At 66.2% G+C, this 23649-nt stretch carries 24 protein-coding genes; 9 read left to right on the top strand and 15 right to left on the bottom strand.

All coding sequences use genetic code 11. The features are described from left to right. Positions 1-5: 5 nt before the first annotated feature. Positions 6-1277, bottom strand: coding sequence for a mechanosensitive ion channel family protein (locus V9K93_RS12015; protein WP_046983886.1), 1272 nt, complete (start codon positions 1275-1277; stop codon positions 6-8). Between the two features lie 58 nt (positions 1278-1335). After that, positions 1336-1689 (bottom strand): dihydroneopterin aldolase, encoded by a 354-nt coding sequence (gene folB / locus V9K93_RS12020; RefSeq protein ID WP_046983887.1) that lies wholly within the window; start codon positions 1687-1689, stop codon positions 1336-1338. Between the two features lie 356 nt (positions 1690-2045). Here folB and V9K93_RS12025 point away from each other — a divergent pair, with 356 nt between their 5' ends. Further along, the gene (locus tag V9K93_RS12025; protein WP_136639634.1) at positions 2046-2699 is read left to right on the top strand and encodes a hypothetical protein; all 654 of its coding nucleotides are present in this window, start codon (positions 2046-2048) and stop codon (positions 2697-2699) included. Positions 2700-2732: 33 nt separating this feature from the next. Here the strand turns inward: V9K93_RS12025 and tsaD are convergent, their stop codons facing one another. Then, entirely contained in the window at positions 2733-3758 is a 1026-nt protein-coding gene (tsaD, locus tag V9K93_RS12030) for a tRNA (adenosine(37)-N6)-threonylcarbamoyltransferase complex transferase subunit TsaD (RefSeq protein ID WP_004138714.1), read from the bottom strand. A gap of 166 nt (positions 3759-3924) precedes the next feature. Here tsaD and rpsU point away from each other — a divergent pair, with 166 nt between their 5' ends. From rpsU to V9K93_RS12060, 6 genes are all read left to right on the top strand, one after another. Then, positions 3925-4140 carry a 30S ribosomal protein S21 gene (rpsU, locus tag V9K93_RS12035; protein ID WP_002808376.1) on the top strand — a complete coding sequence of 72 codons (216 nt, stop codon included), beginning with the start codon at positions 3925-3927 and terminating at the stop codon, positions 4138-4140. 132 nt (positions 4141-4272) lie between these two features. Continuing rightward, the gene (locus tag V9K93_RS12040; RefSeq protein WP_046983889.1) at positions 4273-4716 is read left to right on the top strand and encodes a GatB/YqeY domain-containing protein; all 444 of its coding nucleotides are present in this window, start codon (positions 4273-4275) and stop codon (positions 4714-4716) included. A gap of 103 nt (positions 4717-4819) precedes the next feature. Next, on the top strand, positions 4820-5764 hold the full coding sequence (locus tag V9K93_RS12045) for a YihY/virulence factor BrkB family protein (protein WP_046983890.1): 945 nt from the start codon (positions 4820-4822) through the stop codon (positions 5762-5764). A 60-nt stretch (positions 5765-5824) separates the two neighbouring features. Continuing rightward, entirely contained in the window at positions 5825-7564 is a 1740-nt protein-coding gene (dnaG, locus tag V9K93_RS12050) for a DNA primase (RefSeq protein WP_046983891.1), read from the top strand. Positions 7565-7591: 27 nt separating this feature from the next. Beyond that, on the top strand, positions 7592-8092 hold the full coding sequence (locus V9K93_RS12055; protein WP_136639632.1) for a protein tyrosine phosphatase family protein: 501 nt from the start codon (positions 7592-7594) through the stop codon (positions 8090-8092). A 28-nt stretch (positions 8093-8120) separates the two neighbouring features. Further along, entirely contained in the window at positions 8121-9092 is a 972-nt protein-coding gene (locus tag V9K93_RS12060) for a bile acid:sodium symporter family protein (protein WP_337302617.1), read from the top strand. A 177-nt stretch (positions 9093-9269) separates the two neighbouring features. Here the strand turns inward: V9K93_RS12060 and cyoE are convergent, their stop codons facing one another. Genes cyoE through V9K93_RS12080 form a run of 4 tightly spaced genes read right to left on the bottom strand, consistent with a single transcriptional unit; the run spans position 9270 to position 12678 of the window. After that, positions 9270-10163, bottom strand: a complete 894-nt coding sequence (cyoE, locus tag V9K93_RS12065) for a heme o synthase (protein WP_046983893.1) — start codon at positions 10161-10163, stop codon at positions 9270-9272. Positions 10164-10167: 4 nt separating this feature from the next. Beyond that, positions 10168-11331 carry a COX15/CtaA family protein gene (locus V9K93_RS12070; protein WP_088479121.1) on the bottom strand — a complete coding sequence of 388 codons (1164 nt, stop codon included), beginning with the start codon at positions 11329-11331 and terminating at the stop codon, positions 10168-10170. Positions 11332-11341: 10 nt separating this feature from the next. Next, complete coding sequence (locus V9K93_RS12075) at positions 11342-11911, bottom strand: hypothetical protein (protein WP_489686268.1); 570 nt, start codon at positions 11909-11911, stop codon at positions 11342-11344. Between the two features lie 50 nt (positions 11912-11961). After that, positions 11962-12678, bottom strand: coding sequence for an SURF1 family protein (locus V9K93_RS12080; protein WP_136639630.1), 717 nt, complete (start codon positions 12676-12678; stop codon positions 11962-11964). Positions 12679-12735: 57 nt separating this feature from the next. On the opposite strand from V9K93_RS12080, the gene V9K93_RS12085 reads away from it, so the two are divergent. After that, positions 12736-12954 (top strand): twin transmembrane helix small protein, encoded by a 219-nt coding sequence (locus V9K93_RS12085; RefSeq protein WP_010484233.1) that lies wholly within the window; start codon positions 12736-12738, stop codon positions 12952-12954. A 20-nt stretch (positions 12955-12974) separates the two neighbouring features. Here V9K93_RS12085 and V9K93_RS12090 read toward each other — a convergent pair whose 3' ends face one another. The 6 genes from V9K93_RS12090 to V9K93_RS12115 form a co-directional block, all read right to left on the bottom strand. Then, positions 12975-13850, bottom strand: a complete 876-nt coding sequence (locus V9K93_RS12090; protein WP_046983897.1) for a cytochrome c oxidase subunit 3 — start codon at positions 13848-13850, stop codon at positions 12975-12977. 14 nt (positions 13851-13864) lie between these two features. Further along, positions 13865-14455: a cytochrome c oxidase assembly protein gene (locus V9K93_RS12095; protein ID WP_337302619.1), complete on the bottom strand. Its 591-nt coding sequence runs from the start codon at positions 14453-14455 to the stop codon at positions 13865-13867. Further along, positions 14452-14649: a hypothetical protein gene (locus V9K93_RS12100; RefSeq protein ID WP_337302620.1), complete on the bottom strand. Its 198-nt coding sequence runs from the start codon at positions 14647-14649 to the stop codon at positions 14452-14454. Before V9K93_RS12100 ends, V9K93_RS12095 begins: the two co-directional genes overlap by 4 nt. An 8-nt stretch (positions 14650-14657) precedes the next feature. Beyond that, on the bottom strand, positions 14658-16265 hold the full coding sequence (gene ctaD / locus V9K93_RS12105; RefSeq protein ID WP_025878294.1) for a cytochrome c oxidase subunit I: 1608 nt from the start codon (positions 16263-16265) through the stop codon (positions 14658-14660). A gap of 61 nt (positions 16266-16326) precedes the next feature. Continuing rightward, positions 16327-17244: a cytochrome c oxidase subunit II gene (gene coxB, locus V9K93_RS12110; protein WP_337302621.1), complete on the bottom strand. Its 918-nt coding sequence runs from the start codon at positions 17242-17244 to the stop codon at positions 16327-16329. 50 nt (positions 17245-17294) lie between these two features. Beyond that, positions 17295-17771, bottom strand: a complete 477-nt coding sequence (locus tag V9K93_RS12115; RefSeq protein ID WP_337302622.1) for a DUF2244 domain-containing protein — start codon at positions 17769-17771, stop codon at positions 17295-17297. Positions 17772-18045: 274 nt separating this feature from the next. On the opposite strand from V9K93_RS12115, the gene putA reads away from it, so the two are divergent. Next, complete coding sequence (gene putA, locus V9K93_RS12120; protein WP_337302623.1) at positions 18046-21264, top strand: bifunctional proline dehydrogenase/L-glutamate gamma-semialdehyde dehydrogenase PutA; 3219 nt, start codon at positions 18046-18048, stop codon at positions 21262-21264. 118 nt (positions 21265-21382) lie between these two features. Here putA and pnuC read toward each other — a convergent pair whose 3' ends face one another. Together pnuC and V9K93_RS12130 are read right to left on the bottom strand one after the other, a co-directional pair. Next, positions 21383-21955 (bottom strand): nicotinamide riboside transporter PnuC, encoded by a 573-nt coding sequence (pnuC, locus tag V9K93_RS12125; RefSeq protein ID WP_019338979.1) that lies wholly within the window; start codon positions 21953-21955, stop codon positions 21383-21385. A 142-nt stretch (positions 21956-22097) separates the two neighbouring features. After that, positions 22098-23447, bottom strand: a complete 1350-nt coding sequence (locus tag V9K93_RS12130; RefSeq protein WP_046983902.1) for an outer membrane protein transport protein — start codon at positions 23445-23447, stop codon at positions 22098-22100. Positions 23448-23649: the final 202 nt, after the last annotated feature.

Raw genomic sequence — 23649 nt, forward strand, 5'->3', positions numbered from 1 at the left:
GCAGCTTACTCCGAGCCGGCCAACTGGCGCTGCCCGGCCATCAACATGGCGTCGCTGGAGGCCTGGAACACCCGCAGGCCGAAGGCCGGCAGGATCGCCAGCAGGTGGTCGAAGATGTCCGACTGCACCGCCTCGTATTCACCCCAGGCGGTGCTGCGGGTGAAGCAGTACAGCTCCAGCGGCAGGCCTTCGGTGGTCGGCTGCAACTGCCGTACCAGCAGGGTCATGTCGGTATGGATGCCCGGGTGGCTGCGCAGATACCGTTCCACATAGGCACGGAAGGTACCCAGGTTGGTCACCCGACGGCTGTTGACCTCGGCCACGCCCTGCTCGCGCAGGCGCCCGTTCCACTGCCCCAACTCCTGCTCCTTCTCCTGCAGGTAATCACGCAGCAGCGCGAACTGGCCGAGGAAGGCCAGGTCGCCCTCGTCCAGGAAGCCGACGCTGTGCTGGTCCAGGTACAGCGCGCGCTTGATGCGGCGGCCACCGGCCTCCTGCATGCCGCGCCAGTTCTTGAACGACTCGGTCACCAGCTTCTTGGTCGGGATGGTGGTGATGGTCTTGTCGAAGTTCTGCACGGTGATGGTGTGCAGCGCGATATCGATCACATCGCCGTCGGCGTTCTGGCTGGGCATCTCGATCCAGTCGCCGATGCGCACGCGGCCATCGCCACTGATCTGCACGCTGGCCACCAGCGACAGGATGGTGTCCTGGAAGATCAGCATCAGCACCGCCGTAGCCGCGCCCAGGCCGGTCACCAGCGGGCCCAGCTTCACCCCCAGCAGGGTCGCGATGATGGACAGGCCGGCGGCCACGAACACCACGATCTTGACCACCTGCAGGTAGCCCTTGATCGGCTTGTTGCGCGCATCGGGCTTGCGCTCGTACAGGCTGTTGGCCGCGTCCAGCGCATGCGAAAACGCCATCGAGACCGTCAGCACGGCCCACACGATGCACAGCTTGATGATCACGTTGACCAGGCCGGGCGGCAGGTCGGGGATGAGGGTGATGCCCGAGGCGATCACCTGGCTGGGTACCACGTTGGACAGGCGCGAGATGACCCGCATCAGGTGGCTGCCACGCCCGGACTCGGCGCCCGGCAGGCGCTGCAGCAGGCGCCGCAGGCCACGCACCAGGATGCGCTTGGTCACCCAGTTGGCCAGGCCGGCTGCGATCAGCAGCGCCGAGATCATCAACGCCAGGTAGGCGCCAGGATAGGGTTCCAGTGTGTTCTGCAGCCGTTCCAGCCACTGTACCGCCACCACCGCGTCCACCATCAGTTGTCTCCTTCGTCATTGCCGTTGAGGTTGCCGGCCAGCGGCCGGCACTACCGGATCAGTCCCGCGTGCGTTCGATGATCACGCCGACCGCGCGCGCGCCACGCACCGCGCCCGGCTTGCTCAGCTTCAGGCGCAGCCACTTCACGTCGAATTCGTCCAGCACGATCTGCGCGCAGCGCTCGGCCAGGGTTTCGACCAGGCCGAATTCCGACTCACGCACGAACTGCTCCAGGCGCTTGCTGACCGCCTTGTAGTTCAGGGTGTGAGCGATGTCGTCGGAGGCCGCAGGACGACGGTTGTCGAAGCCCATTTCCAGGTCGAACACCAGGTCCTGGCGGATCCGTCGTTCCCAATCGTAGATGCCGATCAGGGCGTCGATCGTCAGCCCCTCGATGAAAACCTTGTCCATTGCGCTTACCAGCCCGAATACAGGGGGCCATGGTAACGGCACGGCGGTGAGCCTGCCCGGAACGGGCGGCGGGTGGCCGGTAGGGACGCGGCTCCAGAAAAGACAAAGGGCCCTGCTAGCGGGGCCCTTTGGTACCTCTCAACGTCCCCGGGGGGAGCTGGAATCCAGCCGCGAGTCCCGGAGCACACGATGCAGATCATGACGTTCATTCCCTCTACGGTCCAGAGTCAGTCGCGACATGTTGGTGGAAGCTCAAGGTGATAGAGGAATTCTGCTGTCTGACGCAGCGGCGTTGCCCGATATCACGCCAGCGGCAACCAGCGCAGGCTGGTGATCCGCCATGTGGTCCGTATTTGATGAGAGAGCAACGAATACTGCAGGCAGCGCTGTCACGCCCACGATGGGCGACGTACAAACGTATCGCGGACCGGCACTCTTTGGATGCCGCCTCGCTTTACGTATGGAACATGCAGATGTGCGGCGCGCTGCTATCCCCCCTGCACGTCTGTGAAATCGTAATCCGCAACGCGGTGGCCGCGGCGCTGGCGCATGCCTATGGGCCGCGCTGGCCTTGGCATCCTGCACTGCTGCAGCGGATGCCAGCAGATGGCGCGTTGTCGGCCTTGCAGGATATCCATAGACAGGCAGATCGTCGGATGGACACTCAGGAGATCATCGCCAGCCTTCGCTTCGCGTTCTGGCAGCAGCTTTTCACGCGGCGCTTCGAGGGAGCCATCTGGACGCGGGGCTTGAAGATTGCGTTGCCGAACGCGCCACAGAATGCTCTCAGCGTGGTTCGCACGAACATCCACGCAGACATCGGGCGCATCCGCCTCCTGCGCAACCGCATCGCGCACCACGAGCCCATCCTCGAGCGCGACATCGGCGCCGACCTGGCCGCGATCGGGCGGCTGATCCATGCCCGCTGCCCGCATACGCTGGGCTGGCTGCAGCGCCATGAGCGGGCGACAACGGTGTTGGCGGCGTCGCCGTTGGCAGGGCGTCCGTAATGTGTTCGCCGGGCGTGGCCCGGCGCTACGGGCTCAGACCGCCGGCAGGGTCGCCATGTCCCAGCGCGGGGTAACCTCGACCTTTGGCGGGCTGTGCTGGCCGGCCTGCAGGCGCAGCGCGCCGGCGAAGGCGATCATCGCGCCGTTGTCGGTGCACAACGCCGGCCGCGGGAAGCAGGCACGGCCGCCAAGGCGCTCGGCCATCTGCTGCAGGCGTGCGCGCAGGCGCTTGTTGGCGCCGACGCCGCCAGCCACCACGATCACGTTGGTCCCGGCCGCTTCCAGCGCGCGCTCGCACTTGATCGACAGAGTCTCGACCACGGCATCTTCAAAGCCGCGGGCGATGTCGGCACGGGTCTGTTCGCTCTGATCGCTGTCGCGCCAGGCCATCAGGACCTGGGTCTTCAGGCCGGAGAAGCTGAAATCCAACCCCGGGCGGTCGGTCATCGGCCGCGCGAAGCGGTAGGCGCCCGGCGTACCCTGCTCGGCCAGCCTGGCCAGCTGCGGACCGCCCGGATAGGGCAGGCCCATCATCTTGGCGGTCTTGTCGAAGGCCTCGCCGGCCGCATCGTCCAGGGTCTCGCCCAGAAGGCGGTACTGGCCGATCGCATCCACCGCCACCAGCTGGGTATGGCCACCGGACACCAGCAGCGCCACGAACGGCGCCTGCGGCGGGTCGTCTTCCATCAGCGGGGCCAGCAGGTGGCCTTCCATATGGTGTACGCCCACCGCCGGTACCTCCAGCGCCCAGGCCAGCGAGCGGGCCACACCCGCACCGACCAGCAGCGCGCCAACCAGGCCGGGACCGGCCGTATAGGCCACGCCGTCGATATCACCTACACCCAGGCCGGCTTCGGCCAGGGTCTGGCGCACCAGCGGCAGCAGCTTGCGGACGTGGTCGCGGCTGGCCAGTTCGGGCACCACACCACCGTATTCGGCGTGCAGGGCGATCTGGCTGTAGACCGCATGGGCGCGCAGGGCCGCGCTGCCGGCCAGGTCGGTGTCATACACCGCCACGCCGGTCTCATCACAGGAAGATTCGATGCCAAGGACTCGCATGCCTGCTATTATGACGCCCCTGCCGCCCCCTCGGGGGACGCGCAGGTCTCACTGCTTTCGAACCTCTGGCCCGTATTCAGGGTTGGCCGCTTGCAGTTTGTCTATTCGCCGCTATAATGTGCGGCTCGCCGGGCGTGACCCGGTTCTACTGTGTCCCGGAGATTCCATGCCCAGCGTCAAAGTCCGCGAGAACGAGCCCTTCGAGTTTGCTCTTCGCCGCTTCAAGCGCACTTGCGAAAAGGCCGGTGTGCTGGCCGAAACCCGCAAGCGCGAGTTCTACGAAAAGCCGACCCAGGAGCGCAAGCGCAAGGCCGCCGCTGCTGTGAAGCGTCAGCTGCGCCGCTCGTCGCGCGACGTTACCAAGCGTCAGCGCCTGTACTGATCGGACGCATCTTCATTGCGATGGGCTTGCCTGTCGCGATGGAGCCGAAGCCGGCACGCGCGAGCGTCGCCGGCTTTTTGCGTTTCCGGGTTCGGGCATCCGCCCCGCCCCACCACCACCACGAGGTTCCTCATGAGCATGAAGCTGCAGCTCACCGAAGACATGAAGGCCGCCATGAAGGCGGGCGAGAAGCACAAGCTGGGCGTGATCCGCCTGATCAACGCCGCCATCAAGCAGCGCGAAGTGGACGAGCGCATCGAGCTGGATGACACCGCCGTGATCGCCGTGCTCGACAAGATGGTCAAACAGCGCAAGGACTCGGTCAGCCAGTTCGAAGCCGCCAACCGCGAAGACCTGGCCGAGATCGAGCGCGCCGAGATCGTGGTCATCGAAGCCTACCTCCCGGCCAAGATGGGCGAAGCCGAGATCGTCGCCGCGATCCAGGCCGCCATCGCCGAAACCGGCGCTTCCGGTCCGGCCGACATGGGCAAGCTGATGGGCGCACTGAAGCCCAAGCTCGCTGGCCAGGCCGACATGGGCCTGGTCTCCAAGCTGGTCAAGCAGCAGCTGGCGTAAGCCATTGCCGGGGTCGGATCCCTTTCGCATCGCGGAAGGGTTCTGACCCCATTGATGCCCCCGCTTCACCGCACCTTCGACCCCCGGCTGCTACAACATCCCCATGGTCGAGCAATCGCACTCCCCCGCCGACACGCGTCCCCACGGCATTCCCGCACGGCTTCGCCACTACGCTGACCGCCTGCAGGACAGCTTCCCGATGGCCGTCGCCAAGCGCTTCGTCGAAATCGACGTGCTGACCCAGGCCGCCTCGGTCTCCTTCTACGCCCTGCTGTCGATGGCACCGCTGCTGGTGCTGCTGCTGTGGCTGACCGCCTCGCTGTACCCACCTGCACAACAGACGCTGATCAGCCAGATCGGTTCAGTGGCCGGCAGCAGCGTGGCCAGTGTTGCCGACACCGTGCTGCACAACGCCAACAGCCAGCCCAGCGTCGGTTCATTGGCCGGGCTGTGGAGCACGCTGCTGCTGTTCATCGGCGCCACCGCCGTGTTCGCCCAGCTGCAGAACGCGCTGAACCGGATCTTCCACACCAGCGGCCAGCGTCTGGAAGGCATCAAGGCCTGGCTGCGCAAGCGCGTGTTCTCGTTCGGCGTGGTGCTGGCACTGGGCTTCCTGCTGATCCTGTCGATGACCGCCACCACTGCGCTGCAGGTGGTGTTCGCGCAACTGCCCTCGGTACTGCCGGCAATCGGCTACCTCACCTCGCTGCTGCTGTACACGCTGGCCTTCGCCTTCCTCTACCACTACCTGCCGGACCGCCGCGTGGCCTGGCGGCAGGCCTTCATCGGCGGTGCCATCACCTCGGTGCTGTTCACCCTCGGCCGCTATGGCATCGGCGTCTACATCGCCACCGTGGCCCCGGGCAGTGCCTACGGTTCGATGGGCGCGCTGGTGATCTCGCTGGTCTGGATCTACTACGCCACCGCCGTGTTCTTCGTCGGCGCGCTGATGACCGCGGTGATCGACGAACGCCAGCATGCACGGGCGCAACTGGCCAGGGCTGGGGTCGAGTCCGAACAGGCCAGCCCCGGCATCGCCAGCGAGTAAACTAGGGGAACCTGCCGCCCCTGCTGCGCGCCCTGGCGGCCGCGCCCCGTTCTGTTGCCCATGGCCCGTATCCCCGACGCTTTCATCGACGACCTGCTCGCCCGCTCCGACATCGTCGAGGTGGTGGGCAGCCGCGTGCCGTTGAAGCGACAGGGCAAGGAATACGCAGCGCGCTGCCCATTCCATGACGAGCGCTCGGCGTCGTTCACGGTCTCGCCCACCAAGCAGTTCTATCACTGCTTCGGTTGCGGCGCGCACGGCACCGCGATCAGCTTCCTGATGAACTACGACCGCCTCGAATTCCTCGACGCGGTGGATGAACTGGCCAAGCGCGCCGGCATGGAAGTGCCCCGCAGCGAGAACCCGCGCAGCCCCCAGCAGCAGGACGACAGTCGCGAGCTGTATTCGGCGCTTGAGGCGGCCACGAAGTTCTTCCAGAGCAACCTGCAGGGCAGCGAAAAGGCACGCAGCTACCTGGATGGCCGTGGCGTGGACGAAGAGAACCGCGCCCGCTTCCAGATCGGCTATGCGCCGGATGGCTACAGCGGCCTGCGCGATGCGCTGGGCAAGGACGAGCGGCGCATGAAGCTGCTCGACCGCGCCGGCCTGTTCTCCAAGAACGACCGCGGCCACGTCTACGACAAGTTCCGCGACCGGGTGATGTTCCCGATCTTCGACCGCCGCGGCCGGGTGATCGCCTTCGGCGGCCGCGTGTTCGAGAAGGACGACGGCCCCAAGTACCTCAACTCGCCCGAGACCGCGCTGTTCCACAAGGGCCGCGAACTGTACGGCCTGTGGCAGGTGCGCCAGGCCAACCAGAAGATCGAGCGGCTGATCGTGGTCGAGGGCTACATGGACGTGGTCTCGCTGTTCCAGTTCGGGGTCACCCAGGCGGTGGCAACACTGGGTACTGCAACCACGCCGGACCATGCCGAACTGCTGTTCCGCAACGCGCCGGACGTGTTCTTCTGCTTCGACGGCGACGCCGCCGGCCGCCGCGCCGGCTGGAAGGCGCTGGAGTCGGTGCTGCCGCGCATGAAGGATGGCCGCCAGGCCTTCTTCCTGTTCCTGCCCGATGGCGAGGACCCGGACACCATCGTGCGCAAGGAAGGCGCCGAGGCGTTCAACGAACGCCTGAAGCAGGCCACGCCGCTGTCGCAGTTCTTCTTCGACGAGCTCACCCGCGAGGTCAACCTGGGCACGCTCGATGGCAAGGCGCGCCTGGCCGAGCGTGCCAAGCCGATGCTGGCGCAGATTCCCGACGGTGCGTTCGGCGACCTGATGAAGCAGCAGCTGGCGCAGCTGACCGGGCTCGGCGGCAACGCCCAGGCCGCGCGCGCGCCGTTGCCGCAGCGCCAGCCCTCGCGAACGATCCAGCCGGTGGCCAAGCGCAGCCTGGTGCGCGGCGCGATCGCCGTGCTGCTGCAGCAGCCCTCGCTGGCGCTGACGCTGGGCGGCAAGCACCACTTCCAGGGCCTGCGCCTGCCCGGCGTGGAGCTGCTGCTGGAGCTGCTGGGGCTGGTCGAGCAGCGACCGGACATCAGCACCGGCGCCCTGCTGGAGCACTTCGACGGGCGTGAGGAGCAGGCATCACTGCACACACTGGCCGCGCAGACGATGCCCGGCGACGACGCGATGTGGACCCAGGAACTGCACGATGCCGTCGCCCAGCTGGAGAAACAGCTGCTGGTGCAACGTCTGGAAGAGTTGTTGGCAAAGCAGCGCCAGCAGGGCCTGGACGATACTGACAAGTACGAACTGCGCGAGCTGCTGAAGGCCCGCGCCGGACTGCGCCTGTAGCGGCAGAACGTTTTCACGGAGAGGACCATGCTGCTGCGCCTGACCTGCCTGCTGTTGTTGTCGCTCTGCCTGCCGCTGGTGGCCTGGGCTGAAGACGCGCCCCTCAACGAAGTTCGCCCCGGCCTGTATGCAGGTGGCCAACCCAGCGCCGCACAGCTGCAGGCCTTGGCCGCGCAGGGCGTGCGCACCGTGATCGACCTGCGCCAGCCCGGCGAAGACCGCGGCTTCGATGAAACGCGCGTGGCCGAATCACTGGGCCTGCGCTATGTACGCATTCCGGTGGCCGGCGCCGACGGCCTCGATGCAGTCAACGTGCGCGCCGTGCACCGGGCCCTGCAGCAGAGCCAGGGACCGGTGCTGCTGCACTGCGCCTCCGGCAACCGCGCCGGCGCCGTGCTCGCCCTGGTCAACGCACGCTACGAACACGCCAGCCCAGAACAGGCACTGCAGCTCGGCCAGCGCGCCGGCCTGAAGTCGCTGGAAGCCGCTACCCGCCAGCGCCTGGCCACACCGGTCACCTCGCCCTGAACCCTCCGCACCAAGGACCCTGCCCACCATGACCCGCTGGTGGTCGCGCCTGCGACCGGACAACTTCACCCTCGCCCTGCTGTGCACCGTCGGCCTGGCCTCGCTGCTGCCGATGAAGGGCGCCGCCGCCATCGTCCTCGACGATGTCACCACCGTCGCCATCGCCGCGCTGTTCTTCCTGCATGGCGCGCGCCTGCCGCGCGAGTCGATCATCGGCGGCATGCTGCACTGGCGGCTGCACCTGACCATCCTGGCCTGCACGTTCATCCTGTTCCCGCTGCTGGGCCTGCTGTTCAAGCCGCTGTCGGGCTGGCTGCTGACCCCGGAGCTGTATCTGGGTGTGCTGTTCCTGTGCACCCTGCCCTCCACCGTACAGTCGTCCATCGCGTTCACCTCGATGGCACGCGGCAACGTGCCTGCCGCGGTGTGCAGCGCCTCGCTGTCGAGCATCCTTGGCGTGTTCCTGACGCCGCTGCTGCTGACCGCGCTGGCCGGTACCTCCGGCGGCGTGCATGACCCACTGCATGCGATCGGCGGCATCATGCTGCAGCTGCTGGTGCCGTTCGTGGCCGGCCATCTGCTGCGGCCGTGGATCGCCGGCTGGGTGGAAAGGCAGCGCGCGCTGCTGCGCTACACCGACCAGGCCACCATCCTGCTGGTGGTGTACTCGGCCTTCGGCGAAGCCGTCACCGAGGGCCTGTGGAGCAAGACGCCGCTGCTGTCGCTGCTGGCCGTGGCCGTCGTCGCCGCGGTGCTGCTCGGCATCGCCATGCCGCTGATCACCTTCATCGCCCGCCGCCTGCACTTCAACCGCGAAGATGAAATCGCCATCGTGTTCTGCGGCTCGAAGAAGAGCCTGGCCACGGGTGTGCCGATCGCCAAGGTGTTGTTTGCGGGTGGCAGCCTCGGCGCCATCGTGCTGCCGGTGATGATCTACCACCAGATCCAGCTGATCGTCTGCGGCGTGATCGCGCAGCGGTATGCGCGGCGCAAGCCCTGACCCGACGCGCGGGTTGCTGCGGAAGAAACATCCACGCGTGGCGTGGATCTACTGTAGAACCGAGCCGATGCTCGGCTGGGTGCATACGGGGTCAGAGCCCCTTCGGGGATCTGACCCTGAGTCGAGGATTGCTCGAATCCACAGGTAGCGCCGGACCATGCTCGGCGGATCCACCCGCTACAACCAGGGCAGGATCCAGTGATCCACCAGCAGGAAGGCGAACAGCGCCATCAGGTAGACGATGGAGTAATAGAACATCTTCATCGAGAACAGCTCGTCCGGCGGGTCCAGCATGCGCCAGGCGTACCAGAGGAACACGGCGTTGAGCACGATCGCGCCGCCCAGGTAGAACGCGCCGCTCATGCCCACCAGGTACGGCAGCAGGCAGACCAGTGCCAGCACCACCGAATACGCCATGATCTGTTTGCGGGTGTGCACCACGCCGTGGGTCACCGGCAGCATCGGAATTTCCGCCTTGGCGTAATCCTCGCGGCGGAAGATCGCCAGCGCCCAGAAATGCGGCGGGGTCCAGATGAAGATGATCAGCACCAGCAGCGATGAGTACGCCCAGTCCGACGAGCCCTGCATGCCGGTCACCGCGGCCCAGCCCAGCATCGGTGGCATCGCGCCGGCCAGACCGCCGATGACGATGTTCTGCGAGGTCGCGCGCTTGAGGTATACGGTGTAGATCACCGCGTAACCAATCAGCGAGGCGAAGGTCAGCACCGCGGTGATCAGGTTCACCCACAGCACCAGGATCACCATCGACAGCACGATCAGCACGCTGGCGAACACCAGCACCTGCCACGGCTTGACCTTGCCCACCACCAGCGGCCGCCACGAGGTACGTGCCATCTGCGCATCGATGTGCGCATCCAGCAGCTGGTTGATCGCGGCCGCAGCCGACGCCGCCAGCCAGATGCCTAGGAAGCCGAGCACGCCGGCGCGCACCTGCTCCCAGCTGGGCACGCCGGGGATGGCCAGGACCATGCCGACCAGGGCAGTGAAAACAATGAGGGCGACGACCTTGGGCTTGGTCAGGTCCCAGTACTGGCGGTAATTGGAAAACATGGAATCAGTCCGGAGCACGCAGGCGGGCCAGCAGGCTGACCAGCACGAACAACAGGGCAACGGCCACGCCGTTGTGGGCCACCGCCACTTCCAGCGGCAGCGCCAGCTTTACATTGAGGATGCCGAGGGTGACCTGCAGCACCAGCAGCGCGATCAGCGCGCTGGCCCAGCCACGCATGCTCGGCACCCGGAACAGGCGCACGCCCAGCCACAGCAGGTAGACGGCCACCACCACCGCGAACATGCGGTGCGCCATCTGGATGGCGATACGCGAAGCGCCATCCAGCACGCCGCCTTCGTAGTCCACACCGATACCGCGCCACAGGGTGAAGCCCTCGGCGAAGTTGTGCTGCGGCCACCACTGGTTGGCGCAGCGCGGGAAGTTGTCCAGCGAGGCGCTGCCGCCGCCACACGCCAGCGCCGCGTAGTTGGCGCTGACCCAGCCACCCAGCGCGATCTGGGTGACCAGCACCGCCACGCCAATGCGCAGCAGCCACTTCAGCTTCGGCGCCTCAGCCAGGGTGATCGGCATGTGCGTGGCACGCCAGGCCATCCACACCAGCAGGCCGAACATCAGCATGCCGCCCAGCAGATGACCCATCACCACGATCGGCTTGAGCAGCAGGGTCACCGTCCACATGCCCAGCAGGGCCTGGAAGATCACCACTGCCAGCGTCAGCAACGCAGCACGCGCCAGGTCGATGTTGCTCCAGCGCAGCGCGGCGATCAGCAGGATCGCCTCGCCGATCAGCGCCAGGGCGCTGGCCGTCCAATGCCAGCCCATCATGTACAGCGGTATGCCCGCGGCCACCAGCACGCAGGCGGTCACCACCGCCGTGCTTCCGAAACGCCGCTTGCGCGTGGCCAGCAGGGCCAGGGTCAGGATCTCGATGCCGAGCGCGCCAGCCAGGAAGCGGTGCACCTGCTCACGCCAGGCCTTGTGTGTTTCCAGCGGACGGATCTCCGCCGCCGGGTGGCCAATGGTCTCTTCCACGTGTTGCGGCCAGGTGGCCTGGCCATAGCAGGTCGGCCAGTCCGGGCAGCTCAGGCCGGCATCGGACAGGCGCACGAACGCACCGAACATGATCGTGCTCGCAGTCATGATCATGGCGAACCACGCCAGGCGGTGGAAATTGCGGTGCAGCGCCGGACGCGCGGAAAGGCTCATCAAACAGGACTCACTTCAGTTTCAGCAACGTGGCCATGTCCTTGCGCAGGCCACCGAGGTCGCTGCCCGGGGCATGACGCATGATCACGAAGCCGTTCGGATCGATCACGTAGACCGGCAGGCCCGCCGGATCATCGACGCCCGGCAACGCCGCGCGCAGGGCTGGCGACGGAGCCAGCGGCCGCAACGCGGGCAGCGAGGCGATCGACGCCGGTGGCATTCCCAGCCACAGAATCTCGACATTATCGGCGTTATGGCCGAACAGCTGCCACACCTTGCCCAGTCCCTGCGACAAAGTGACGCACTGCGCATCGCAGGCCCCGGCCGGCGCCACCAGCAGACGCCAGGTACGCGCCTCGGGGTTCCAGGGGTAGGGTTGGCCATTGGCCAGGGCCGGAGCCTGCTGCCGCAGGTCGACCGGCGGCTTCAGCAGTTGGCCGGCATTGCGGTGCCCGGTCGGCTGCCAGCCGGTGAAGCGCAGCACGGCGGCCAGCGCCATCGCCCCGAAGAACACGGCAAACAGCAGCACCAGGGTCCGGCGGCCGGAGCCGCGCGCCTGCGGGGACGTAGCAGTGTTCATGCGGGTCATTTTCTCATGGTTGGGAAAGGGATGCCGGCCAGCGGCCGGCACTACCGGGCAACGGGCCGTCTCCTGCGCCGCTCCAGCACCAGCGCAACCACCAGCACGGTGAGGGCCAGCCCGAACCACTGCACGGCGTAGCCCAGGTGGCGCTGCGGCGGCAGCGTGTTCGGCAGCAGGTCCATATCGCGTTCGTCGCCGAAGGGCAGCGCCGGATCCAGCCGCAGGACGCGGTCGGGCAATGCCGGCAGGCCAAGCGCCTGCGCGAGACCCTTGGCGGGCAAGCGGCTGACCAGCCAACGCCCGGCCTCATCGGTAGCGGAGAACGCGGGCCCCAGTGCCAGTCCCGCTGACGGCGGCGGCGCCAACAGCCCGCGCACGGCCACTGGCGAAGGGGGTGCCGGCACATCCGGCAGCGTGCGATCCGGCGGCAGCGCGCGCCACCCCAGATCGACCAGCAGCACGCTGCCTTGGTCACTGCGGAACGGGCGATAGATCTTCACCCCGGCGCGGCCATGCCGGGTCTGGTTGTCCAGCAGCACCACGCCGGGCAGGAAGCGGCCATGGTCGGCCACACCGTGCAACGCGCCGGGGGCCGCGAGTGCCTGCGACAGCGGCAACGCCTGTGCCACAGCTGGACCCTGCGCATCCAACATTGCCTGTTTGGCATGCATGCGCTGCAGTTGCCACAGCCCCAATGCGCTGAAACCGGCCATCGCCAGCACCGCCAACAGCCATCCGATCGCGCGCGTGTGCTGGCGCATCATGACAAGTCCGCGCAAACGCGGTCAGATAGGCGCATCCACCCTGCCCTCGAGCCGCGCATGAGTGATTCGCTGAAGACCCTGCTGGTAATCGCGTTTCTGATCGTCATCGTCTGGAATCTGGGCGCCGGCCTGTATTACCTGCTGGTCGACCGCGGCCAGACCAAGCGCACGGTCAACGCACTGACACGCCGCATCGGGGTGTCGGTGGCCTTGATCGTACTGGTGATCGTGAGCATCTACATGGGCTGGATCAAACCGCACGGCATCGGCGGCTGAGGCCACCGATACGTGCTCGGTCAAAGCACGTAGACGAACATGAAGAGCATCAGCCACACCACGTCGACGAAGTGCCAGTACCACGCGGCGGCTTCGAAACCGAAATGGTTGTCGCGGGTGAAGTGCCCCTTCGCCGAACGCAGCCACATCACGATCAGCATGATCGTGCCCAGCAGCACGTGCGCGCCATGGAAGCCGGTCAACATGAAGAACGTCGAACCGTAGATGCCCGAACCGAGCGTCAGGTTCAGTTCCTTGTAGGCGTGGATGTACTCCTCCGCCTGCAGGGTCAGGAAGCCGAGGCCGAGCACCACGGTCAGGCCCAGCCAGATCAGCAGCTGGCGGCGGTTACCGGCCTTCAGCGCGTGATGGGCGATGGTCAGGGTCACGCCGGAGGTCAGCAGGATCAGCGTATTGATCAGTGGCAGGCCCCAGGCCGGAATGGTCTGGAATGTGCCACCGATCGCCGCCGGGCCATTGGTGGGCCAACCCGCCGAGTAGCCCTGCCAGAGCAGTTCGTTGGTCATCACCCCGCGGCCTTCGCCACTGAGCCACGACAGGCCCAGGTTGCGGGTGTAGAACAGCGCGCCGAAGAACGCACCGAAGAACATCACTTCGGAGAAGATGAACCAGATCATCCCCATCCGGAATGACCCATCGACCTGATGGTTGTAGTTGCCGGCCTGCGATTCGCGCACCACGTCGCTGAACCACCAGAACAGGGTCAGCACCAACATCGCCACGCCGATGTAGAAGGTCCAGCGGCCCCAGCTGGCGTCATTGAGCCAACTGGCCACGCCGACCATGGTCACCATCATCGCGATGGAACCGACGAACGGCCACTTGCTCTGGGCCGGGACGAAGTACACGTTGGCGTCGGTAGGTGTCTGGGCCATGGTCGGTATCCGGGTCAGGGAGCAGCGTGGGCGCCTTCCGACGTGGCGGCGGGCGCCAGCCGATCGGACAACGCATCGTTGCGGTAGAAGGTGTAGGACAAGGTGATCGTGCGGATTTCCGGCGGCAGGTCCGGATCGACGATGAAGCGCACCGGCATGTCACGCTTCTCGCCGGCCTGCAGGGTCTGCGCAGTGAAGCAGAAGCACTCGGTCTTGCTGAAGAACCCGGACGCGCGTGCCGGCGCCACCGACGGCACCGCGCTGCCGACCACGGACTGCTGGCTGTCGTTGCGGGCGAAGTACAGCGCTTCGTTGAGCTCGCCAGGCACCACATCCATGGTCAGCTGCTCGGGATGGAACGACCACGGCAGCCGCGAATTGACGCCACCATCGAATTCCACCCGCACGGTGCGCTTGCCGGTGGCAGCACCGGTACTGGCTTCGCTGCCCGGGCCACGTTCCAGGCGCACGCCGAATACCTTCTCGCAGGCGATGCGATACAGCGGTACCAGCGAGAACGTCAGCAGGAACACCACCACCGCAACGCCGATCAGGCGCGGCAGGCCGGCGCTGCGTGACGGAGCGGTGGCCGGTGTTTCGCTCATCGACCGATCACGCCGCTGAGGATGAAGCCGACGTACACCAGCATGGCGATCGCGCCCACCCACAACGCGGTGCGCTTGGCGCGCTGGCGCTGCTCCGCATAAAGCGGCGCGGTGCCCGGCCGCTGGCCTGGCGATGCGCTTGCGGCCAAGCGTGGCTCGGCTCTGGCCGGGGTGATCGGGCTCTCGTTATGCATGCATCACCTCAATGACCGATATCGTCGTGCGCCAGGTCGCCCGGGCGGATCGTTGGCGGCGTGGTGAAGGTATGCGCCGGTGCCGGCGACGGCAGCGTCCATTCCAGGCCGCGCGCACCTTCCCAGGAGCGGGCCTCGGCCTTCTCGCCATTGCGCAGCGAGGACAGCAGGATCGCAGCCATCATGAACGGCGTGGCGAACATGCCGAACGCACCGATCGAGCTGATCAGGTTCCAGTCGGCGAACGCCACCGAGTAATCGGGGATGCGGCGCGGCATGCCGGCCAGGCCCAGGAAATGCTGCGGGAAGAACAGCAGGTTGACGAACACGATCGACCACCAGAAGTGCACCTTGGCCCACTTCTCGCTGTACATGCGCCCAGTCCACTTCGGCCACCAGTAGTACACCGCCGCGATCAGCGCGAACACCGCGCCGGTCACCAGCACGTAGTGGAAGTGGGCGACCACGAAGTAGGTGTCGTGGTACTGGAAGTCAGCCGCCACGATGGCCAGCATCAGGCCGGAGAATCCACCGATGGTGAACAGGATCACGAAGGCCACCGACCACAACATCGGCGCCTCGAACGTCAGCGAGCCACGCCACATCGTGCTCACCCAGTTGAACACCTTCACGCCGGTCGGGATCGAGATCAGCATGGTGGCGAACATGAAGTAGATCTCGCCGCCCAGCGGCATGCCCACGGTGAACATGTGGTGGGCCCAGACGATGAACGACAGGAACGCGATCGCCGCAGTGGCGTAGACCATCGCCTGGTAGCCGAACAGCGGCTTGCGGCTGAAGGTCGGGATGATCTCGCTGACCACGCCGAAGGCGGGCAGGATCATGATGTAGACCTCGGGATGGCCGAAGAACCAGAAGATGTGCTGGAACATCACCGGGTCACCACCACCGGCCGCATTGAAGAAGCTGGTGCCGAAGAACTTGTCGGTGAGCAGCATCGTCACCGCACCGGCCAGCACCGGCATCACTGCGATCAGCAGAAACGCGGTAATCAGCCAGGCCCAGCAGAAGATCGGCATCTTCAGCAGGTCGATGCCGGGCGCGCGCATGTTCAGCACCGTGGCGATGATGTTGATCGCGCCCATGATCGAACTGATGCCGGCCACGTGGATGGCGAACACGGTGAACGCGACGTTGTAGCCGCCCTGCAGCGACAGCGGCGGGTACAGCGTCCAGCCACCGGCCGGCGCGCCACCGGGCAGCAGGAAGGTCAGCAGCAGCAGGCTGAAGGCCACCGGCAGCAGCCAGAACGACCAGTTGTTCATGCGCGGCAGCGCCATGTCCGGCGCGCCGATCTGCAATGGGATCATCCAGTTGGCCAGGCCGACGAAGGCCGGCATCACCCCGCCGAAGATCATCACCAGCGCGTGTACGGTGGTCAGCTGGTTGAAGATTTCCGGACGGATGTACTGGATGCCGGGCTGGGCCAGTTCCAGCCGGATCAGCACGCTCATGAACGCGCCGATGACGAACATGATGAAGCTGAAACCCAGGTACAGCGTGCCGATGTCCTTGTGGTTGGTCGAGAAGAACCAACGCTCGAAGAAGCTCTGCGGGTGATGGTGATCGTCGTGCCCAACTGCCGAGTGCGCCATTGCAAAACACCTCTCAGGATCGGTTGTCGCCGCAGCCGCGATACGGCCGCGGGCAGTTACATCAGGCTCCGCTGGCCGCCGCCGCAGGCGCGTTGCCGGCCTCGGCGGATGCCGGTGCCGCTGGCTGTGCCGGCGTTTCACTGGCAGGTGCGGTGGGTTCGGCGGGCGCGGCAGGCGCTGCCGGTGCAGGCGCGGGTTTGCGCTGCGCCAGCCACTGCTTGAATTCTTCCTTGGACACCGCCTCGACCACGATCGGCATGAAGCCATGGTCCTTGCCGCACAGCTCCGCGCACTGGCCGCGGTAGACACCGGGCTGCTCGATGCTGGTCCAGGCTTCATTGATGAAACCGGGGATGGCGTCCTGCTTCCAGCCCAGCGCCGGTACCCACCAGGCGTGGATCACGTCGTCGGAGGTGATGACGAAGCGCACCTTGGTATCAACCGGCAACACCAGCCGGTTGTCCACGTCCAGCAGGTAATGCGGATGGCTCTCGCGGGTCGGCACCTTGCCGCTCTGCCGCATGCGATCGGATTCACGGTCCAGGCGGCTGGTGAAGGTGACGTTCTCACCGAGGTATTCGTACTTCCACATCCACTGGTAACCGGTGACCTTTACGGTCATCTCGGCATCGCGGGTGTCGTACATCTTGATCAGGTTGGCCGTGGCCGGCCACGCCATCACCACCAGGATGATCACCGGGATCACTGTCCAGATGATTTCGGCCTTGGTGTTGTGGCTGAAGGTGGCCGCCACCGCGCCTTTCGACTTGCGGAACTTGAACATGGCGTAGGCCATGGCGCCGAACACGATCACGCCGATCACCGTACAGACGATCAGCGAGAGATTGTTCGATTCCCAGGCCAGGCGTGAGGTCTGGGTCACCCCCTTGCCCATGTTCAGCTGCCACGGCTTTGGATCGGCCGCCTGGGCCAGTGCCGTCCCCGGCATCGACAGCAGGGCCGCCATCGTGGCGACCATTGCAACGCACTTCGTGCCCCACCCTCTGCTTTGCTTCATTGCCTAGACCCTTAGCGTCGTCGGTTGCCGCCATCGCTGGCGGCGAGCAAATCTTCAAGCGTTTCAACAAGCGTTTGACGTTCGGCCGGCGCGAGGAAACTCCCCACCTCCACCTGCCGGCCGCTGGATGCCAGCCGGACCTTCTCGTCGTCGGTGAGCAGGCGCACCCAGTGGGGATGGGCCCGGAACACCGGCGATCCACCAAGTACGGGGATGACCTCCACGCACGCTGGCACTACCCGGATCTCCTCCTGCCGTTCACCGCTGCGCCACAACGCGCGCAACGCGACTGCCAACAGCAGGCTGTACAGCAGCGCGAACAGGGGGGCGAATGCATTGCCGGCCAACCACCCGAGGGCGGACACCAGCCACATCGCTCCCGACAACACAGCAAACAACAGGACGAACTGCCGGGCATCGAGCGCCCGTGGGGGACGCAGTCGCAGCTGCGTACCTGATCCATCTGGAGCTGTAAGCACCTCGATCATGTCGCAACCGCGTTCCTGCCGCGGGAAACGTCTCGATGGTAGCCCCGCCCTCTCGCCAGTAGCAAGGGTGCATTCACACTTTTTCCGATGCTGCAACACAGCATGACCCCGGCAACGCGAATGACGAATTCGGCACAAATTCTTCAGGACTTTCTGAACAGGCTGAACCCACCACCGTTAGGGGCTATCAGCCCTTCACGAAGGTGGCTGCGGGGCACTTCCCCAAGGCGCAAAAATGATTAAAATCGCCAAGTTTTCCATTGGCCGGACCGGCATGAACGCACCCTTCTCCTCCCCTGCCGCCAGCGACGCTCCGCGTCCCGGCGCGCTGCTGTCGCCGGAACTGCCGGCGTCCCCCAACCCGTTCCGCCAGGCCATCACCGATGGCTGGTTGAAGGACGAGGCCAGCCACGTGCGCGAACTGCTGGCGCAGGCCCGCCTGCCCGCCGAGGAACAGGCCAAGGTGCAGGCGCTGGCCGCCGATCTGGTCGGCCGGGTGCGCGTGCGCGCCAAGGACCAGGGGGCGATCGAAGCCTTCATGCGCCAGTACGACCTGGGCAGCGAGGAAGGCGTGCTGCTGATGTGCGTGGCCGAAGCGCTGCTGCGCATTCCGGACCAGGACACCGCCGACAAGCTGATCCGCGACAAGCTGGCCGATGCCGACTGGGAAAAGCACCTGGGCGGCAGCGACTCGGTGCTGGTCAACGCCTCCACCTGGGGCCTGATGCTGACTGGCAAGCTGGTGCAGATGAACGATGCCACCCGCGCTGATGCGCCCAGCGCGTTCAAGCGCCTGGTCGGCCGCGTGGGTGAACCGGTGGTGCGCCTGGCCGTGCGCCAGGCGATGAAGATCATGGGCCACCAGTTCGTCATGGGCCGCACCATCAGCGAAGCACTGTCGCGCTCGCACAAGGGCGACAACGCCAGCTACCGCTACTCCTTCGACATGCTGGGCGAAGGCGCGCTGACCATGAAGGACGCGCTGCGCTACCTGGAGGACTACCGTCGTGCGATCCACGCCATCGGTGGTGACCACAAGGCCCGCGGTGGCCGCCCGGACGGCGACGTCAACAACGCCCCGGGCATCTCCATCAAGCTGTCGGCGCTGTACCCGCGCTACGAGCACGCCAAGCGCGCGCGCGTGCTGAAGGACCTGGTACCAGGCGTGCTGGAACTGGCACAGCTGGCCAAGAGCTACGGCATCGGCTGCACCGTCGACGCCGAAGAGTCCGATCGCCTGGAACTGTCGCTGGACATCATCGAGCAGGTGTTCGGCGATGCCTCGCTGGCCGGCTGGGATGGCTTCGGCGTGGTCGTGCAGGCTTACCAGAAGCGTACGCCGTACACGATCGACCACCTGGCCGACATGGCGCGCCGCGCCGGTCGTCGCCTGCAGGTGCGCCTGGTCAAGGGTGCCTACTGGGACGCCGAGATCAAGCGCGCGCAGATCGAAGGCTATGCCGGCTACCCGGTGTTCACCCGCAAGCAGAATACCGACGTGTCCTACCTGGCGTGTGCCAAGCGTCTGTTTACCCATGCCGACGCGATCTACCCGATGTTCGCCACGCACAACGCGCACACCATCGCGGCGGTGCGCAGCATCGCCAATGGCGGCGTCTACGAGCACCAGAAGCTGCACGGCATGGGCGACGACCTGTACGCCGAAGTGGTGCCGGCCGACCGCTTGAACCTGCCGTGCCGCGTGTACGCGCCGGTTGGTTCGCATGAAGACCTGCTGCCGTACCTGGTGCGCCGCCTGCTGGAAAACGGCGCCAACTCCAGCTTCGTCAACCGCATCACCGACGAGCGCGTGCCGATCGCCGACCTGATCCGCGATCCGGTCGAGATGGTGTCCTCGTTCGAATCGATTCCGCACCCCAAGATCCCGCTGCCGGTTGACCTGCTGCGCAGCCAGAACCACGACAGGAAGAACTCCATGGGCGCCAACCTCGCCAACGACAACGAACTGCGCGCCCTGGCCGAGCAGCTCAACGCTGCAGTGAAGCCCTGGCAGGCCGCACCGCTGGTGCCGGGTGCCAACCCGACCGGTGCCTCGCTGCCGGTGACCAACCCGGCCGACACCCGTGAAGTGGTCGGCCAGTGGCAGGCCGCCGATGCCGCCACCGTGCAGAAGGCGCTGGCCAATGCCGTGGCCGCACAGCCGGCCTGGAACCGCACCCCGGCCGCGAGCCGCGCCGCCATCCTCGAGCACGCCGCCGACCAGCTGGAAGCGCGCATGCCCGAATTCATGGCGCTGTGCGTGAAGGAAGCCGGCAAGAGCCTGCCCGACGGCATCGCCGAAGTACGCGAAGCCGTGGACTTCCTGCGCTACTACGCCAAGCAGGCACGCGAGCAGTTCAGTCACGCCGAGAAGCTGCCCAGCCCGACCGGCGAATCCAACGAACTGCAGCTGCATGGCCGCGGCGTGTTCGTCTGCATCAGCCCGTGGAACTTCCCGCTGGCGATCTTCCTGGGCCAGGTGGCTGCCGCACTGGCCGCCGGCAACAGCGTGATCGCCAAGCCGGCCGAGCAGACCAACCTGATCGGCTACTACGCAGTGAAGCTGCTGCACGATGCCGGCGTGCCGGCTGACGTGGTGCAGTACCTGCCGGGCGATGGCGCCACCGTCGGTGCTGCGCTGACCGCCGACCCGCGCGTGGCCGGCGTGGCCTTCACCGGCTCTACCGACACCGCCCGTGCGATCAACCGCGCGATGGCTGCACGCGATGCCGCCATCGGCGTGCTGATCGCCGAGACCGGCGGCCAGAACGCCTTCATCGCCGACTCCTCGGCACTGCCGGAACAGCTGGTCAAGGACGCCATCGGTTCGGCCTTCACCTCGGCCGGCCAGCGCTGCTCGGCCGCGCGCGTGCTGTTCGTGCAGGACGACATCGCCGACAAGGTGATGACCATGCTGGCCGGTGCGATGAAGGAACTGAAGGTCGGCAACCCCGGCCTGCTGTCCACCGACGTCGGCCCGGTGATCGACGCCGATGCACTGAAGATCCTGCAGGACCACGCCTTGCGCATGGACCGCGAAGCGCGCCTGATCGCTGCGGCTGAACTGTCCGCCGAAGCGGCCAACGGCACCTTCTTCGCACCGCGTGCGTACGAACTGAAGGACCTGGGCCAGCTGCAGAAGGAAATCTTCGGGCCGGTCCTGCACGTGATCCGCTGGAAGGGCGACCAGCTCGACGCGGTGATCGACCAGATCAACGCCACCGGCTATGGCCTGACCCTGGGCGTGCATTCGCGCATCGACGAAACCGTCGACCGCATCAGCAACGGCGTCCACGTCGGCAACGTCTACGTCAACCGCAACCAGATCGGTGCGGTGGTCGGCGTGCAGCCGTTCGGCGGCCAGGGCCTGTCCGGCACCGGCCCCAAGGCCGGCGGCCCGCACTACCTGCTGCGCTTCGCCACCGAAAAGACGGTGACGGTGAACACCACCGCCGCCGGCGGCAACGCCTCGCTGCTGACCCTGGGCGACTGATTCCAGGCGTCATGCGGTAAACGAAAAACCCCGCGAAAGCGGGGTTTTTTGTGCCTTGTTTCCTGTAGCGCCGAGCCAATGCTCAGCTTGCACGGTGCAGCCGAGCATGGGCTCGGCGCTACACCCGCATCAGATTGCGCCAGTGGCGCAATGCCACCAGCGCGTTGATCCAGAAGCCCACGTACAGGATCGAGGTCAGGTGCAGGCCACGGCTGTAGTACAGCGGCACCGCAACGGTGTTCACCAGCAGCCACACCCACCACGATTCCAGTTTGCGCCGCATCATCAGGATCTGCGCGATCACGCTCAGCACCAGCACCGCCGAATCGATGTACGGCGCGTAGGCGTTGGTCAGGCGGGTCAGCATCCAGCCGTAGCCGAAGGTCGCCACCACCGCCAGCGGCGCCAGCCAGGCCCATGCACGTGGTCGCAGCGAGGTGATCGGCAGCGGCGCACCATGGTCGCCGCGCAGCCACTGCCACCAGCCCAGCACGCTGATGGCGATGAAGAAGAACTGCAGCACCATGTCGGCATACAGATGCGAGCGCTCGAACACCGCGGCAAACAGCGCACAGCCGACGATGCCCAGCCACCAGGTGTGCACGTTGTTGCGGCCGGCCAGCAGGATCGAGCCGGCGACGGCGATGTTGGCAGCCAGCTCCAGCTGGAAGTTCGGGTCGGACAGGTTCATGGCGCTATTGTCGTGGATCCACGCCGTGGATGGCGGTGCTCTTCAGTAGACCCACGCCACGCGTGGATGACCCGAGGCCACAAAAGAAGAAGGCCCCGCTTGCGCGGGGCCCTCCGTGTACTGCATCAGGCGGAAGCCCTAATCAGAACTTGTACTGGAACGAAGCTGCCAGCACGTCGCCACGGACCTTGTACTTGCCCGACAGCGAGTTGCCCTGGTTGGCGGTGGTCGCCGGCACGTTCACGTTCGGATCGCTGGTGAACAGGTGGGTATAACCAATGTTCCACTCGGTGTTCTGCGATGGGGTCCAGCCCACGCCCAGCGACAGCCACTTGCGGCTGGTATCCGGCACGCGGACGTCGCGGTGGGCGTCGGTGGTCGGGGTCTGGTCCAGTGCAACACCACCGCGCAGGGTGACGGTGTCGCTCAGCTTGTAGTCGGCGCCCAGCGACACGAAGGTGGTGTCGCGGTAGCCGAACTCCAGAACCGAATCGGGCTGCGGCGAAGCGTAGTCAACGGTCACGCTGTCAAACGCGGTCGACCAGGCGGTACGGGTCACGTCGCCCATCACGGTCCAGCGGTCGTTGACCTTGTGGGTCACGCTCAGGGTGGCCGAGGCCGGCATGGTCACCGTGGCCTTGCCGCTGGTGTCCATGAACCAACCGCGAGTACGCGGCGAGTTGGTCAGCAGGGAACGGGCGCGGTCGGCGCCGCTGAAGGTCGCATCACCACCGGTGATCTTGTGCTCGACCTTGGAACGGTAGCTCAGGCCGATGTGGGTGTTCTCGTCGATCGAGAACAGGCCACCAACGGTCCAGCCCACGGCATTGTTGTCACCCTCGATCTTCAGGGTGCCATCCGAACTGCCCGGGGCGAAGCCCGGAGCACCGGCGCCGGCCAGGATGCTGCCGTAGTCGACGGCGTTGCTCAGCTCGATGGTCAGGTGCTCGACGAACACCGACGCGCCGAAGGACACGTACGGGTTGACGTCATACGATGCGGCGAAGCCGAGGTCGATGGCCTTCAGGTCGGTCTTCAGGCCGCTGTAGCGACCGACCCAACCGTTGTCGTATTCGGTCTTGAAGCCGAACGGTGCGGTCAGCGACACACCGAAGTGGGCCTTCTCGCCGACCGGCATGTGGAAGTACGCAGCCGGAACCGGAGCGATCATGCCGGCGTCGCCGCCGTCACCACCGGTCTGCGGGCGGCCTGCCGCATTGCGGCCCTGGCCCTTGAACTCGGCCTTGAAGCTGATGGCGCTCAGGTCGCCCTGGACCATCGTGCCTTCCAGCTGGCGCATGCCGGCCGGGTTGACGGCGATGATGGAGGCGTCGCCCTCGGCGCTGCCGGAACCGGCGAACGCGCGGCCGAGGCCCTTGGCGCTGTTTTCCTTCAGCTGGAAGGCGGCAGCGTTGGCATCGGCGGCGGCCAGCGCACCGGCAACGCCGACGGCCAGCAGGGTCAGTCGGGCAATGGTGGAAGCGGTTTGCATCGTAGTTCTCTCTCCGGTAAGCGGTGATGGTGCTCTGAGTGCGCCTGCGCCCGGCAGGCCCTGGGGCCCTTCGGAGCGCGCCGGATTCCCCTCCCGACATACGACGCCGTATGCGAGTATTACCCAGAGCTGTTAATGAAACAATAACAGCGCAGGCGCTTTTTTCGTCTCAAAAGCTGAACAGGACAAATCCCGCCGCAGG

This window comes from Stenotrophomonas sp. CCNWLW162 (genome assembly GCF_037203745.1).
Taxonomy (GTDB): domain Bacteria; phylum Pseudomonadota; class Gammaproteobacteria; order Xanthomonadales; family Xanthomonadaceae; genus Stenotrophomonas; species Stenotrophomonas maltophilia_AQ.